Origin of the sequence: Campylobacter concisus (genome assembly GCF_003048445.1) — a bacterium.
Taxonomy (GTDB): Bacteria; Campylobacterota; Campylobacteria; order Campylobacterales; family Campylobacteraceae; genus Campylobacter_A; species Campylobacter_A concisus_BF.
In genome coordinates, this window is record NZ_PIQW01000013.1 from 38,814 (window position 1) to 53,148 (window position 14,335).

The window sequence follows — 14,335 nt, forward strand, 5'->3', positions numbered from 1 at the left end:
ATTTAATATGTGCTAAATTTAGATTAGTCTTGCTTGATAGCGTATTTGCCACTACCAGTCGAGATGATGCAAAGTGACATAGCGATATAAAGATATATAAGCTCTGCTTTAAAGCCATTTACATTAGTTAGCTCAAGTAAATTTGATAAGCCAAAATACGAATACAAAATGACAAGACTTGAGCCAAAAACTAGGAGCGCGCCAAGCCTTGAGTAAAAGCCAACAGCGATCATTATAGGGGCTAAAACCTCGCTAAGATAGGCAAAATACGCCAGAAAACTAGGTAGTCCAGAATCAACTAAAATGCTCTTTACGCCACCAACTCCGTGTAAAATTTTGCCAAAGCCATGCATAAAAAGGCAAATTCCAAGACCTAAGCGTAGAAATAAAAGTCCAAGATCGACATTTTTCATAATATCTCCGTTACATATTTTTAGTTAAGGATTTTATTTAATATTGATTAACGGCTTGTAAATTTTGAAATTTTGTAAATTTAAGTGGGTAAATTTATAGAAGGATTAAGCCCCAAAAGCGGGGCTTAATATATTAGTTTTCTTTGATCTTTATCTTTTTATCCTTATAAAAACCAGTACCAACTGGGATCATACGTCCAAGGATGACATTCTCTTTTAGATCTTCAAGATAGTCAAATTTAGCAGCGATTGAGGCTTCTGTTAAGACCTTAGTTGTCTCTTGGAATGACGCAGCAGAGATCACACTATCACTTCCGATAGCCGCTCTTGTAACACCAAGAAGGATCGGCTCTGCGATAGCTGGCTCGCCACCCATCTTCATGATGCGCTCGTTCTCTTCTTTAAATTTGTTTCTTGAAACCATGTCGCCAACGATGAAATTTGTATTTCCACTATCGACGATTTTGACTTGGCGAAGCATTTGAGAGACGATGATCTCGATGTGTTTATCAGCGATCGCAACACCTTGGCGACGATAAACTTGCTGAATTTCACTAATCAAATAGTAGTGAAGCGCCTTTTCGCCAAGAATTCTTAAGATATCGTGGCTTGAGATAAGTCCGTCTGTTAGTTTCTCGCCAGCATGGACAAATTCGCCGTCTCTTACTTGGATCTGGCGACTCTTCTCGATCAAATACTCAGCTGTCGTGCCATCTTCTGCTTGGATGATGATGCGCTCTTTTGAGCGAAGTGGCTTGTCAAATCTAACAACGCCGTCGATCTCTGCAACGATAGCTGTATTTTTAGGACGCCTTGCTTCAAATAGCTCACTAACTCTTGGAAGACCGCCGGTGATATCTTTTGACTTAGCAACAGCTTTTGGAGTCTTAGCCAAAATATCAGCCTGAGCCACTTCATCGCCACTTGACACAAAGATCGCAGTTTTTGGATCAAGCGGATACTTGATCAAATGTCCGCTCTTTGTAGTGATAATGATCGCTGGTTTTACGCCACTTGGCAAATATTCGTTGATGACAAGACGTCTTTGACCAGTTGCCTCGTCAGCTTGCTCGGTCGCGCTATATCCTGGCTCGACATCCTCAAAGCTAACCACACCAGCTTCTTCTGCGATAGTTGGAGTTGAGTATGGATCCCACTCAGCGATTATTAGCTTGTCATCTTTTTCAGGTAGTGAGACCACTGTCGCTCTTTCTACCGCATCATTGTCTGATACTTGGATGATAGAATTTCTTGGGATGTAGTGGCGAACTGCCTCACGTCCGTCTTTGTCAGAAACGACAACAAAGAAGCCTTTTTCAGTTACTTTGTGACCTTTTTTGATATCTTTTAGTCTATCAAGAAAATCACCTTTTAGTATGAAAAATTTAACCACACCATTTGCATCTGCTGTGATCTTTCTAGTTACTGGATCGCCGTCTGAAATTTTAAGCTCACTAGCATAAGGGATACGATTTGGAATGTTCCAACCCTCTTTGATGATCTCGACGATACTCTCGTTCTCTTTTACCTTATCGCCATTTGCATAAGGGATATACATCTTGCCTTCAATCTTGCCGCTAACGCCAGCTAGTTCGTTTGGCTTAGCAAGGTCGTTTCTTCTGATTGTATATTTAACCTCTTCTTTTTTGCCTTTGATCACGATATTTACGTCTTCGTGAGCATATTCGATCTCGATTTTACCATCGATTGTTGATTTTATCTTTGGCTCAACAAGTAGTACAGCTGCACTTCTTCTGTTTGCAACGATCTTCTTGCCGTTGTTCTCGTATGTGCTAAGGTTGTAATACCTAATAAAGCCCTCTTTTTGAGCGATGACTTGGCGGTCTTGCTGCTCAGTAGAAGCCGTACCACCAATGTGGAATGTTCTTAGCGTTAGCTGAGTACCTGGCTCACCGATTGATTGAGCTGAGATGATACCGACAGCCTCGCCTGGTTTTACAAGTTTGCCCTCACCCAAATTTAATCCATAACATTTTGCGCAAACGCCTTTTGGTGCCTTGCACGTGATAGGAGTTCTAATGCTTACTGATTTTATGCCAGCTTCTGTTATCGCCTTAGCTTTCTCCTCATCAAGCAATGTGCCTTCGCTAAATAAAATTTCATTTGTTATAGGATCGATCACATCATCTGCTAAAACACGGCCTAATACTCTCTCTTCAAGGCTTTCGATTAGCTCACCACTCTCTGTGATATCTGTGATCTCAACACCCTCGTGCGTACCGCAGTCGTGCATAGTGACTTTAACGTTTTGAGCAACGTCGATTAGCTTTCTTGTTAGGTAACCAGCGTTGGCAGTTTTTAGCGCGGTATCAGCAAGACCTTTTCTAGCTCCGTGGGTTGAGTTGAAGTACTCCATTATGTTTAGACCTTCACGGAAGTTTGAAATGATCGGTGTTTCGATGATCGAGCCGTCCGGTTTTGCCATAAGACCACGCATACCAGCTAGCTGGCGAATTTGCGCTGCACTACCTCTCGCACCTGAGTCAGCCATCATATAAATTGAGTTAAATCCGCCCTTATCGCTTTGGATAAGCTTCATCATCTCGCTTGCAACGCTGTTATTTGTATCTGTCCAGATATCGATGATCTTGTTGTATCTCTCACTATCTGTTAAAAGACCAGCGCCATATTGCTTTTGAATTTCACGAACTTTTTTCTTAGCTTCATCGATATATTTTTGCTTGCTATCTGGCACGATGATATCTGCGATAGAGATAGAAATTCCCGCTTTTGTAGCATATCTAAAACCTAAATTTTTAAGCTTATCAAGGAAGTCGGCCGTTACTTCAAGGCCGCCATTTCTATAAACATAATCAACCAAATTTGCAATGTCTTTTTTCTTCATGATCTTATTCCACATATTATCAGGAACAAAATCAGGTAGTATCGCTCTCAAGATCAAGCGACCAGCTGTTGTGAAGATGATCTTATTATCAACCATTGTCTTAATTTTTGCGTGAAGGCCAAGTGTATTAGCCTCTTCAGCGATCATTACTTCATCGACGCTTGAGAAAATTTTATTTGCACCTTTTTCATCGTTTCTCTCCAAGCTTAAATAATAAATTCCCAAAACCATATCTTGTGAAGGGACTGTGATAGCCTTACCGCTTGCAGGAAGCAAGATGTTCATTGAGCTAAGCATCAAAATTTTACATTCAGCGATAGCTTCCTGCGATAGTGGCACGTGAACAGCCATTTGGTCACCGTCAAAGTCAGCGTTGAACGCCGCACAAACTAGTGGGTGAAGCTGGATCGCCTTGCCCTCAACAAGAACTGGGTGAAACGCTTGGATAGAGAGCTTGTGAAGTGTCGGAGCACGGTTTAGCATGACTGGATAGTCTTTAACGACCTCTTCTAGGCACTCCCAAACCTCATTTGTCTTATCTTCTATCATCTTTTTAGCTTGCTTAACGGTTGTCGCATAGCCTTTTTCTTCAAGGCGAGCAAGCAAATGTGGCTTAAATAGCTCTAAAGCCATCTTCTTTGGAAGACCGCACTGATCCATCTTTAGCTTTGGACCAACGACGATAACAGAACGTCCAGAGAAATCAACACGCTTACCTAACAAATTCTGGCGGAAACGACCTTGCTTACCTTTGATGATCTCACTTAATGATTTTAGTGGGCGTTTATTTGCACCTTTTACCGCATTTGCTCTACGGCCATTGTCAAATAGTGCATCAACAGCCTCTTGAAGCATTCTCTTTTCGTTTCTGATAATAATTTCAGGTGCGTCAAGCTCAAGTAGGCGTTTTAGACGGCTATTTCTATTTATTACACGGCGATATAGATCATTTACGTCTGAAACAGCAAATTTACCACCATCAAGATTAACAAGAGGTCTAAGATCAGGCGGAAGAACTGGTAAATTTGTTATCATCATCCACTCTGGGCGGTTGCCCGAATTTAAAAAGCTCTCGATAACCTTTAGACGTTTTACGATAGTTTTTTTCTTGGCCTCAGAATTTGTAGCCTCCATCTCTTCTTGTAGCTGATTTAAAATTTGAGTTAGGTCAAGCTCAGCTAGCATATCATAGATGACCTCGCCACCCATTCTAGCACTAAAGCCAGTCTCTTCATATCTTGAAGCTAGACTTTGATATTGCTCTTCGTTTAAAACGTCATATTTTTCAACTTTTTTAGAATTTTCATTGTCATAGTAAGCCTCACCAGCATTATCAACAATATATGCCTCATAGTAAAGTACGCGTTCAAGGTCTTTCATCTTAATACCAAGAAGCGCACCTATACGGCTTGGCAAGAAATTTACATACCAGATGTGAGCCACTGGAGTTACAAGCTCGATGTGACCCATGCGAGAGCGACGAACCTTAGATGTTGTTACTTCAACGCCGCACTTTTCGCACTTGATGCCTTTGTAGCGCATCTTTTTATATTTACCACAAAGACACTCGTAGTCGCGGATCGGTCCGAAAATTTTGGCACAAAACAAGCCATCACGCTCAGGTTTTAGCGTGCGGTAGTTGATAGTTTCTGGTTTTTTAACCTCGCCATAGCTCCAAGATTTTATCTTCTCAGGACTTGCTAAACGAAGTTGAAAAGCTTCAAAATCACGAGGTCTATGCTCTTCTTTTATCTCAACTGGTTTTAAATTAGTTAGTTTCATTTGTCTCATCCTCATCATATACTTCCACATCAAGAGCTAGTGATTTTAGCTCGTTTGTTAGAACAAAGAACGTCTCAGGGATACCAGTCTCAGGAACGTTTTCACCTCTTGTTAAAGCTTTGTAAGCAGAAAGTCTTCCCTCGACATCGTCTGATTTTACAGTTAGCATCTCTCTTAGTGTATGAGCAGCACCATAAGCCTCAAGTGCCCAAACCTCCATCTCACCAAACCTTTGACCACCAAATAGCGCCTTACCGCCGACTGGTTGTTGTGTAACAAGGCTGTATGGTCCAGTACTTCTTGCGTGAACTTTTTCATCAACCAAGTGGTGAAGTTTTAGCATATACATACAACCAACATTAACGCGTTCTCTTATCTTTGAGCCCGTGCGTCCGTCATATAGCTCAGTTTTGCCGTCGCTATCTATCTTTGCCATCTCAAATAATTTTGCAAATTCGTCAGCCTTAACGCCTTCAAAAATTGGAGTTGCAAATCTTACGCCATTGCTCCAATCTTTTGCATACTCAAGAAGCTTCTCATCGCTCATCTTACCAAGAGCTTTTTTAGCGTCCATTAGCTTAGCAACGCTTGCGATCTCTATCATCTTAGCTCTTAGCTCTTTTATCCACTCGCCCTTTTTGGTCTCAAAAATTTCATTGATCTGCTCGCCTAAGCGGTAACCAACGAGACCAAGGTGGCTCTCTAAAATTTGACCGATGTTCATACGGCTTGGAACGCCTAGTGGGTTTAGCACAATATCTACGATCTGTCCGCTTGGAAGATAAGGCATATCGACTTCTCTAACTATATTTGAAACGATACCTTTGTTACCGTGACGTCCAGCCATCTTATCGCCAACTTTTAGTTTGCGTTTTGTAGCTATGTAAACTTTTACAAGTTTTACAACACCACTAGGCAAAATGTCATCTTTTTCTAAAATTTCTATCTTAGCGTCGTGCTCTTCTTTAAGCTTTTTCTTCTCATTTTGGAAGTAATTTTTTAGTTCATCATATTTCTTCTGGATATCTTTTGAAAAGCTCTTTACAATAGCATTTAGGGTAAATCTGTTGATATTCTCAAAGTCAGCCTTATTGATCTTTGAGCCTTTTTTATACTCTTTTTTATTTACCTCTTGATCGCTCGCTAGTGGATTTTTGGAAAGAAGCGCTGTAACTTTTAGCATCTCTTCGCGATCTAGCATAAGCAATCTATCGTGATGCTCTTTTTCTAAAAGCGTCTTTTCTTCTTCGTAGGCTTTGTTTGTTCTGCTATCTTTTTCATAACCTTTTTTGGTGAAAATTTTAACATCAACAACCACACCTTCCATTGAAGCCGAAGCATAGAGCGATTTATTTACTACGTGTCCAGCTTTTTCACCAAAGATCGCACGCAAAAGTCTTTCTTCTGGAGTTGGCTTAACTTCGCCTTTTGGTGATACTTTACCAACAAGGATCATGCCAGGCTTGATCTCTGTACCGATTTTAACGATACCGCTTTCGTCAAGGTGCATAAGCTCCTCTTCTTTGACGTTTGGTATATCTTTTGTTATCTCTTCAACACCGTCTTTTAGCTCACGAGCCTCGATCTCTTTTTCATAGATATGAACGCTTGTAAAGGCATCTTCACGTATCATTTTTTCACTAATAACGATCGCATCCTCGTAGTTGTAGCCATTCCAAGGCATAAACGCGATTAGTGCGTTTTTACCGATAGCTAGCTCGCCTTTTTCCATGCTTGGACCATCAGCTATGATTTGATTGGCAACGATCTCATCGCCTTTTTTAACGATAGGGTGTTGTGAAAATGTCGTATTTTGGTTTGTTCTTAAATTTTTCTCTAAAGAGTAGTGATCTATATATGGACCAGCTTCATCTTCACCAAGGATAAAGATATTTTTATTATCAACCTTTTCAACCACGCCGCCTCGTTTTGCTTTTACGCTCTCCCAAGCATCTCTTGCGATAACACTCTCCATACCTGTTCCAACGATAGGAGCAGTTGAACGAAGTAGTGGCACCGCTTGACGCTGCATGTTTGATCCCATAAGCGCACGGTTAGCGTCATCGTGCTCAAGGAATGGGATAAGCGAAGCTGCAACACCAGCTATCATACCAGAGCAAAGGTCGATCAAGGTAACATCTTCTCTACGAGCAAGCATCATCTCGCCCTCTTTTCTAACCTCGATCAAGTCCTCAACGATATGCCCATTTTCATCAAGCTTAGTTGATGCTGGAGCGATAACATTGCCCTCTTCTTGAGTCGCTGTTAGATAGACTATCTCATCAGTCACTTTGCCATCGACGACCTTTTTATAAGGCGCCTCAACAAAGCCAAGGTCATTTACTTTTGCATAAGTTGAAAGAGTGTTGATAAGACCGATATTTTGACCTTCTGGAGTCTCAACTGGACAAATTCTGCCGTAGTGAGTTGGGTGAACGTCACGCACCTCAAATCCAGCACGCTCTTTTACCAAGCCGCCCTCACCAAGCGCAGATAGACGGCGCTTATGTGTAACCTCGCTAAGTGGGTTTGTCTGATCCATAAACTGACTTAACTGACCGCCTGTGAAAAATTCCATGATTGTTGCCGTGATCATTTTTGGATTGATAAGATCATAAGGCATGATCTCATCAGTGTTATTGCTTAGGCTTGTAAATTTATCACGGATAGCCTTTTGCATCTTAACAAAACCAAGGTGAAGCTCACTAGCAAGTAGCTCGCCGATCGATCTTATACGGCGGTTGCCAAGGTGGTCGCGGTCGTCAATGTGGCCTTGTCCGTTTTTAACTTTTATAAGATATTTTGCAGTTTTGATGATATCTTCACTAGTTAGCAATGTAACGTACTCTGGCACATCAAGTGAGAGCTTGTGGTTCATCTTCATACGACCAACTTTTGTTAGGTCATATCTTTCAGGGTTAAACAATATATCATTTACAAAGCTTTTTGCAGCCTCTTTAACTACCGGCTCGCCAGGTCTCATGACCTTGTAAATTCTAATCGCAGCAAGGTCATTTTCATCATCTACACCCTCAGTTTGTTTTAAAACCTTAAGCATATCGTTGTCGGCGATAAATGAATTTATTATAGCGTCGTCAACACCAGCTGCAGAGTTGTTTATAATATCGATGCTTTCATGCTCAGCTAAAATTTTTGCAAGTTTATTCTCATCAAGAGCAGATAGTGTGTCATATAAAATTTCGCCGCTTTCTGTGTTTATCACAGGGTTTGCCAAATATCTACCAATAAGTGCTTCGATAGGATACTCGACAAATTTAACGCCATCTTCGATTAATTTATCAGCTTTTTTCTTTGTTAGGCGCTTCCCAGCTTGGTGAAGAACCTCTCCATCTTCATTTTTTATATCATACTCAACTCTTCCTAGATAATCCTCTGGATTGAAAAGAGTTAAAAATTTATTATTTTTAATAACCAAATTTTGTATCGGATAAAATAGCTTAATAATGTCTTGTTTTTTATATCCTAATGCCCTAAACAAGATAGTTACAGGCACTTTTCTGCGCTTATTTATCCTAACATATAAAATATCTTTTGTATCATATTCAAAGTGCAACCAAGAGCCGCGATCTGGGATTATTTGAGCTGTATAGATAAGTTTATTTGCAACAGTCGCACTCTCTTCTTGTTTAAAGATAACGCCAGGGCTTCTATGAAGTTGATTTACAACAACACGCTCAACACCATTTATAATAAATGAAATTCTATCTGTCATCAATGGAATTTCACGTATAAAAATTTCTTGCTCTTTTATATCTTTAACGCCGACTTTATCACCAGTCTTATCATCTTTTTCATGGACGATAAGGCGTATTTTCATCTTTAAATTTACAGAGTATGTAAGACCTCTTTCTATACACTCTCTGATTGTATATTTTGGTTTTCCAATTTCTGAGCTAACATATTCTAAAGTCAAACGATTTTGCGGATCATGTATAGGGAAAATCGACTTAAAAACTTTTTCGATACCGCTTTCTGTCTGATTGTTATTTAGATTTAAAAAATTATCAAAGCTCTTTTTTTGTAGTTGTAGTAGGTTCGGAACGTCTATCTCTTTAACGACATTAGAGAAGTCAACTCTAAGACGATTTCCTGAGTATAAGCTATTTAACATTGCATCTACCTCGTGGTAATTTTGAAAGAAAAGTATAGCCTTTTACAAGGCATCTAAAATTTAAAAAAGAGAGAGCCTCTGCCCTCTCTTGAAATATTAAGCCTAAATAATAAAAAATTATTTAAGTTCAACCTTAGCACCAGCCTCTTCAAGCTCTTTTTTAGCTGCTTCAGCTTCGTCTTTACTAACGCCTTCTTTAAGAACAGATGGAGTTCCTTCAACTGCGTCTTTAGCCTCTTTAAGACCAAGACCTGTAAGTGCTCTAACAACCTTAATAACGTTGATTTTCTTATCACCAGAATCAACAAGAACGATGTTAAATTCTGTTTTTTCTTCAGCAGCAGCTGCACCACCAGCAGCAACTGCACCACCAGCTACCATTACAGGAGCTGCGCTAACACCAAATTTCTCTTCAAACTCTTTTACAAGTTCGCTAAGTTCAAGTACAGAAAGATTAGATATAAACTCTAATACGTCTTCTTTTGTAATTGCCATTTTTAATCCTTATTATTATTTAATTTAATTAAGCTGATTGTTCTTTTTTCTCTTTAAGCGCATTCAAACCAATTGTGAAATTTTGAATTGGCGCATTCCAAACTTGCAAAAGCATCGCAATAAGCTCATCACGGCTAGGCATTTTAGATAGAGCTTTAACTTTATCAACACTTGCAACTTCGCCATCAATATAAGCTGTTTTAATTTTGAAAAGATCAGAATTTGACTCTTCAAATTTTGCGGCTACTTTAGTTACTGCTAATTGATCTTCACTCCAAAGATAGATATTTGTATCTTTGAGTTCCATTCCGACTTTATCAGAATTTTTAAGAGCAATATTTGCAAGAGTATTTTTAATAACTTGAACTTTTACATTTTGTTCTTTTGCAGAATTTCTTAAAACTTCAAGTTTTTTAACTGAAAGACCACGATAGTCACAAACTACAATAGCTTCAGCAGTTTTAAATTCACTCTCTAATTTTGCAACAACTTCAGTTTTTTCGTTACGTGTCACTTTTTCTCCTTTCCGACCGGTAATTTCAAGCAGAGCGGGTCGAATCAATTAAGCCCAATGGCCTCGGCTATCTCCAATCTAAGATATAAATTTGTCTAAATTTTTATTTTAAGTCCATAACTTCTTGAGTATCAAGAGTTACAGAAGGGCTCATTGTTAAAGACAATGAAGCATTTTTTACATATCTACCTTTTGCAGTCGCAGGTTTATGTTTATTAATAGCTTTAATAAATGTTGAAATATTTTCATTTAATTGCTCTTTAGTAAAATTGACCTTACCAAGACCTGCATGTATATTTCCTTGCTTATCAACACGGAAATTTACTTGTCCACTTTTTGCATTATTAACAGCTTGTGCAACATCCATTGTAACTGTTCCAGTTTTTGGATTTGGCATTAAACCTTTCGGTCCTAAAATTCTACCAACTTTACCTACAAGACCCATTAAATTTGGAGTAGCTATAAGAACATCAAAGTTCATTATACCCTTCTGGATATCCTCAACTAGATCATCGGCACCAACTATGTCAGCACCAGCAGCTTTTGCCTCATCAGCTTTAGCATCTTTTGCTATAACAGCAACTCTTACAACTTTGCCTGTACCAGCTGGTAAAACAACTGAACCACGAACCATTTGATCTGCATGTCTTGGATCAACGTTTAATTTTAACGCAATCTCAACTGTCTCATTAAATTTAGCAGAAGCTAGAGTTTTAACTGTATCGATAGCCTCGCTAAGATTATAAATTTTGTCTTGCTCTACTTTTTTGAGCAATTCTTGAAATCTCTTACTAGTTTTTCCCATAAATTTCTCCGCATATAAATTGCTTCCGTCTTTTGAAAATCAACCTGACGGTAAAGGTTTTAGTCTACTACTTCGACACCCATTGAACGAGCTGAACCAGCGATAATCTTAGCTGCTTGCTCTTTATCATTTGTATTTAAATCAACAAGTTTTTTCTCAACAATTTCTAAAACTTGAGCTTTTGTTAATTTGCCTACTTTATTTTTTAAAGGATTATCTGTTCCTTTTGTTATACCCGCAGCCTTTTTAATAAGGTCTGTAGCAGGTGGTTGCTTTGTGATAAATGTAAAACTTTTATCAGCATAAACTGTTATAACAACCGGGATATTAAATCCAACCATATCTTTTGTTTTTTCATTAAAGGCTTTACAAAATTCCATAATATTAACGCCTTTTTGTCCTAATGCTGGACCAACTGGCGGGCTAGGATTTGCTTTTGTTGCGGCAATTTGTAATTTTATTTCACCTATAACTTTTTTAGCCATTTCTTGCTCCTTAAATTATCTTCTCAACTTGTGAATACAAAATATCAACAGGGGTACTTCTACCAAAAATAGAAACATTGAGTCTAAGCTTACCATGTATCATATCGTATTCTTCAACGATACCTGTAAAGTTAGCAAAAGGACCTTCTGTTATGCGAACGCTTTCACCATCCTCAAAAAATATTTTAGGTTTTGGTGCCGCTCTTTTTTGAACTTTCTCCAAGATAGTATTTATATCTTTTTCAGTCAATGGTGTAGGCTTTTTAGCCTCACCGATAAAACGTCCAACCTTTGGCAAAGACTGAATCTTATGCCAAAGAGCTGTATCAAGATCTAAACATGCAAAAGCATATCCAGGATAAAGAGTTCTTTCATTAATTTTTTGCTTACCGTTTTTTATCTCTATTACGTCTTCTGTTGGAACTATAACTTCTTTTAGTTGATCTTCAATACCGTGATCTCTAACTAAATTTTCAATTCCTCTTTTTACTGCCATTTCGCTACCAGCGTAAGTTTGTATAGCATACCATTTATGTGACATTATTTTTCCCTTACCCTATATAACTTTAGAAAGAACAAAGGACATAATAACATCAACAAGAGCTAAAAAAAGTGAAACAACAGCGACCACGATAAAAACTGCAATAAAAGCATTTCTAATTTGTTCTTTAGTAGGAAAGATAACTTTCATTATTTCCAATTTAGATAGCTTTATATAATTTATAAATTTTTCCATAATCTTAACCTTAATTGTGGCAGGGCAAGAGGGATTCGAACCCCCAACCATTGGATTTGGAATCCAGCGCTCTACCGTTGGAGCTATTGCCCTAATAGCTACTTATTCTTAATTAGCTTTTTAACTTAACTTCTTTATGAACAGTATGTTTTTTTAATCTTGGGCAATATTTTTTGAGCTCAACCTTATCTGTAGTGGTTTTGCTGTTTTTTGTAGTAGTGTAATTGATATCACCACACTCAGAGCATTTTAAACCGATTTTAATTCTCATATATATTCCTTATAGAAAGCCAAAGGGTTTCCCCTTTGGCATAATTTTATAAATTAACCAAGTATTTTTGAAACAACACCTGAACCAACAGTTCTACCACCTTCACGGATAGCAAAACGGGTACCTTCTTCAAGTGCAACTGGAGCGATAAGCTCAACAGAAATTCTTACGTTATCACCTGGCATAACCATCTCTGTACCTTCTGGCAATGTAATAGAACCAGTAACGTCAGTTGTTCTTACATAGAATTGTGGTCTATAGTTATTAAAGAAAGGAGTGTGGCGACCGCCCTCTTCTTTAGTTAGAATATAAACCTCACCCTCAAATTTTGTGTGAGGAGTAATTGATTTAGGTTTGCAAAGAACCATACCACGTTCAACGTCTTCTTTTTTAGTACCACGAAGAAGAACACCAACGTTATCGCCAGCTTCACCTTGATCCATCTCTTTTCTAAACATCTCAACACCAGTAACTGTTGTTGTTTGTGTAGGTTTGATACCAACGATTTCTATTGTGTCACCAACTTTAACAACACCTTTCTCAATTCTACCTGTTACAACTGTACCACGACCTGAAATTGAGAAAACATCTTCGATTGGCATAAGAAGATCTTTGTCCGTAGCACGAACTGGAGTTGGGATATAGCTATCAACCGCATCCATTAGTTCCATAATTTTTGCTGACCATTCGCCATCTTGTCCAGCTTTTGCCTCTTCAAGAGCTTTAAGTGCTGAACCAGAAACTATTGGAGTATCATCCCCTGGGAAGTTGTACTCGTTAAGTAGTTCGCGAATTTCCATTTCAACTAGTTCAAGTAACTCAGCGTCATCAACCATATCTGCTTTGTTCATGAAAACAACGATATAAGGGACACCAACTTGGCGAGATAGCAAGATGTGCTCTCTTGTTTGTGGCATTGGGCCGTCTGCTGCAGAAACAACTAGAATAGCACCGTCCATTTGAGCAGCACCTGTAATCATGTTTTTTACATAGTCGGCGTGGCCTGGGCAGTCAACGTGAGCATAGTGACGTTTTTCTGTCTCATACTCAATGTGTGAAGTAGCAATTGTAATACCACGCTCTTTCTCTTCTGGAGCATTATCAATATTATCATAATCTTTTAGCTCAGCAAGACCTTTGCGTGAAAGAACAGCAGATATTGCAGCTGTTAAAGTAGTTTTACCATGGTCAACGTGACCGATAGTGCCTATGTTTACGTGTGGCTTGTTGCGTGAAAATTTTTCTTTAGCCATCTTTTCCTCCGTTATGATATGTGTCTTTATCTAATTCAAATTCGTATAGTAATATAAAATCATATAAACCAGTGGAGCTCATAGCGGGACTTGAACCCGCGACCTCTTCCTTACCAAGGAAGTGCTCTACCTCTGAGCCATATGAGCGAAAAACGCTTGGCTGAGATGATTTTAATCAACATACAAACAACTAAAAATTCATGAAAATAAAGATGGAATAACTGTGTTTAGTAAAATCTAGATACAGCTCCCAGTTTACTTTCCCAAATTTTGGAGCGGGAAACGGGGCTCGAACCCGCGACCCTCAGCTTGGAAGGCTGATGCTCTAGCCAACTGAGCTACTCCCGCATAACAATGGTGGTGAGACGTGGATTCGAACCACGGAAGACATAGTCAGCAGATTTACAGTCTGCCCTCGTTGGCCGCTTGAGTATCTCACCTTAAACATTAATAAGTTATTTTGGTATTTTCTGGTCAAACACTGTTACAAAATGGAGCTGGTGAACGGACTTGAACCGCCGACCCACTGCTTACAAGGCAGTAGCTCTACCAACTGAGCTACACCAGCACCTGTTTTGTGAAG

The 14,335-nt window shown here is 38.9% G+C and carries 11 protein-coding genes and 5 tRNA genes; all 16 read right to left on the reverse strand.

The window, feature by feature from the left end:
- Positions 1 to 23: 23 nt before the first annotated feature.
- Entirely contained in the window at positions 24 to 413 is a 390-nt protein-coding gene (locus CVT14_RS08645; protein WP_107850134.1) for a DoxX family protein, read from the reverse strand.
- A gap of 133 nt (positions 414 to 546) precedes the next feature.
- The gene (gene rpoC / locus CVT14_RS08650) at positions 547 to 5,061 is read right to left on the reverse strand and encodes a DNA-directed RNA polymerase subunit beta' (RefSeq protein ID WP_107850135.1); all 4,515 of its coding nucleotides are present in this window, start codon (positions 5,059 to 5,061) and stop codon (positions 547 to 549) included.
- On the reverse strand, positions 5,048 to 9,193 hold the full coding sequence (rpoB, locus tag CVT14_RS08655) for a DNA-directed RNA polymerase subunit beta (RefSeq protein WP_103608434.1): 4,146 nt from the start codon (positions 9,191 to 9,193) through the stop codon (positions 5,048 to 5,050). The genes rpoC and rpoB overlap by 14 nt, the downstream gene beginning before the upstream one ends.
- Before the next feature lie 117 nt (positions 9,194 to 9,310).
- Positions 9,311 to 9,688 (reverse strand): 50S ribosomal protein L7/L12, encoded by a 378-nt coding sequence (rplL, locus tag CVT14_RS08660; RefSeq protein ID WP_012001504.1) that lies wholly within the window; start codon positions 9,686 to 9,688, stop codon positions 9,311 to 9,313.
- Positions 9,689 to 9,716: 28 nt separating this feature from the next.
- Positions 9,717 to 10,202 (reverse strand): 50S ribosomal protein L10, encoded by a 486-nt coding sequence (gene rplJ, locus CVT14_RS08665; RefSeq protein ID WP_009294520.1) that lies wholly within the window; start codon positions 10,200 to 10,202, stop codon positions 9,717 to 9,719.
- Between the two features lie 103 nt (positions 10,203 to 10,305).
- Positions 10,306 to 11,007 (reverse strand): 50S ribosomal protein L1, encoded by a 702-nt coding sequence (gene rplA, locus CVT14_RS08670; protein ID WP_002941167.1) that lies wholly within the window; start codon positions 11,005 to 11,007, stop codon positions 10,306 to 10,308.
- A gap of 59 nt (positions 11,008 to 11,066) precedes the next feature.
- Positions 11,067 to 11,492: a 50S ribosomal protein L11 gene (rplK, locus tag CVT14_RS08675; RefSeq protein WP_002941145.1), complete on the reverse strand. Its 426-nt coding sequence runs from the start codon at positions 11,490 to 11,492 to the stop codon at positions 11,067 to 11,069.
- 10 nt (positions 11,493 to 11,502) lie between these two features.
- Positions 11,503 to 12,036: a transcription termination/antitermination protein NusG gene (gene nusG, locus CVT14_RS08680; RefSeq protein ID WP_180385147.1), complete on the reverse strand. Its 534-nt coding sequence runs from the start codon at positions 12,034 to 12,036 to the stop codon at positions 11,503 to 11,505.
- Positions 12,037 to 12,048: 12 nt separating this feature from the next.
- Entirely contained in the window at positions 12,049 to 12,228 is a 180-nt protein-coding gene (secE, locus tag CVT14_RS08685; RefSeq protein WP_002941070.1) for a preprotein translocase subunit SecE, read from the reverse strand.
- Positions 12,229 to 12,245: 17 nt separating this feature from the next.
- A tRNA-Trp gene (locus CVT14_RS08690) sits at positions 12,246 to 12,321 on the reverse strand.
- Positions 12,322 to 12,340: 19 nt separating this feature from the next.
- Positions 12,341 to 12,499, reverse strand: a complete 159-nt coding sequence (rpmG, locus tag CVT14_RS08695; protein WP_002941157.1) for a 50S ribosomal protein L33 — start codon at positions 12,497 to 12,499, stop codon at positions 12,341 to 12,343.
- 53 nt (positions 12,500 to 12,552) lie between these two features.
- Positions 12,553 to 13,752 carry an elongation factor Tu gene (gene tuf / locus CVT14_RS08700; RefSeq protein ID WP_002941132.1) on the reverse strand — a complete coding sequence of 400 codons (1,200 nt, stop codon included), beginning with the start codon at positions 13,750 to 13,752 and terminating at the stop codon, positions 12,553 to 12,555.
- 72 nt (positions 13,753 to 13,824) lie between these two features.
- Positions 13,825 to 13,899: transfer RNA gene (locus CVT14_RS08705), tRNA-Thr, on the reverse strand.
- Positions 13,900 to 14,023: 124 nt separating this feature from the next.
- Positions 14,024 to 14,100 (reverse strand) — tRNA-Gly (locus CVT14_RS08710).
- Positions 14,101 to 14,107: 7 nt separating this feature from the next.
- Positions 14,108 to 14,192: transfer RNA gene (locus CVT14_RS08715), tRNA-Tyr, on the reverse strand.
- Between the two features lie 52 nt (positions 14,193 to 14,244).
- Positions 14,245 to 14,320, reverse strand: a tRNA-Thr gene (locus CVT14_RS08720).
- Between the last annotated feature and the right edge of the window lie 15 nt (positions 14,321 to 14,335).

What these genes read in the sequence shown, in the direction of transcription:
- rplK (WP_002941145.1), bottom strand. Translation starts at nt 11,492, where the DNA reads ATGGCTAAAAAAGTTATAGGTGAAATAAAATTACAAATTGCCGCAACA.
- tuf (WP_002941132.1), bottom strand. Translation starts at nt 13,752, where the DNA reads ATGGCTAAAGAAAAATTTTCACGCAACAAGCCACACGTAAACATAGGC.
- rpoC (WP_107850135.1), bottom strand. Translation starts at nt 5,061, where the DNA reads ATGAAACTAACTAATTTAAAACCAGTTGAGATAAAAGAAGAGCATAGA.
- CVT14_RS08645 (WP_107850134.1), bottom strand. Translation starts at nt 413, where the DNA reads ATGAAAAATGTCGATCTTGGACTTTTATTTCTACGCTTAGGTCTTGGA.
- rplL (WP_012001504.1), bottom strand. Translation starts at nt 9,688, where the DNA reads ATGGCAATTACAAAAGAAGACGTATTAGAGTTTATATCTAATCTTTCT.
- rpmG (WP_002941157.1), bottom strand. Translation starts at nt 12,499, where the DNA reads ATGAGAATTAAAATCGGTTTAAAATGCTCTGAGTGTGGTGATATCAAT.
- rpoB (WP_103608434.1), bottom strand. Translation starts at nt 9,193, where the DNA reads ATGTTAAATAGCTTATACTCAGGAAATCGTCTTAGAGTTGACTTCTCT.
- rplA (WP_002941167.1), bottom strand. Translation starts at nt 11,007, where the DNA reads ATGGGAAAAACTAGTAAGAGATTTCAAGAATTGCTCAAAAAAGTAGAG.
- secE (WP_002941070.1), bottom strand. Translation starts at nt 12,228, where the DNA reads ATGGAAAAATTTATAAATTATATAAAGCTATCTAAATTGGAAATAATG.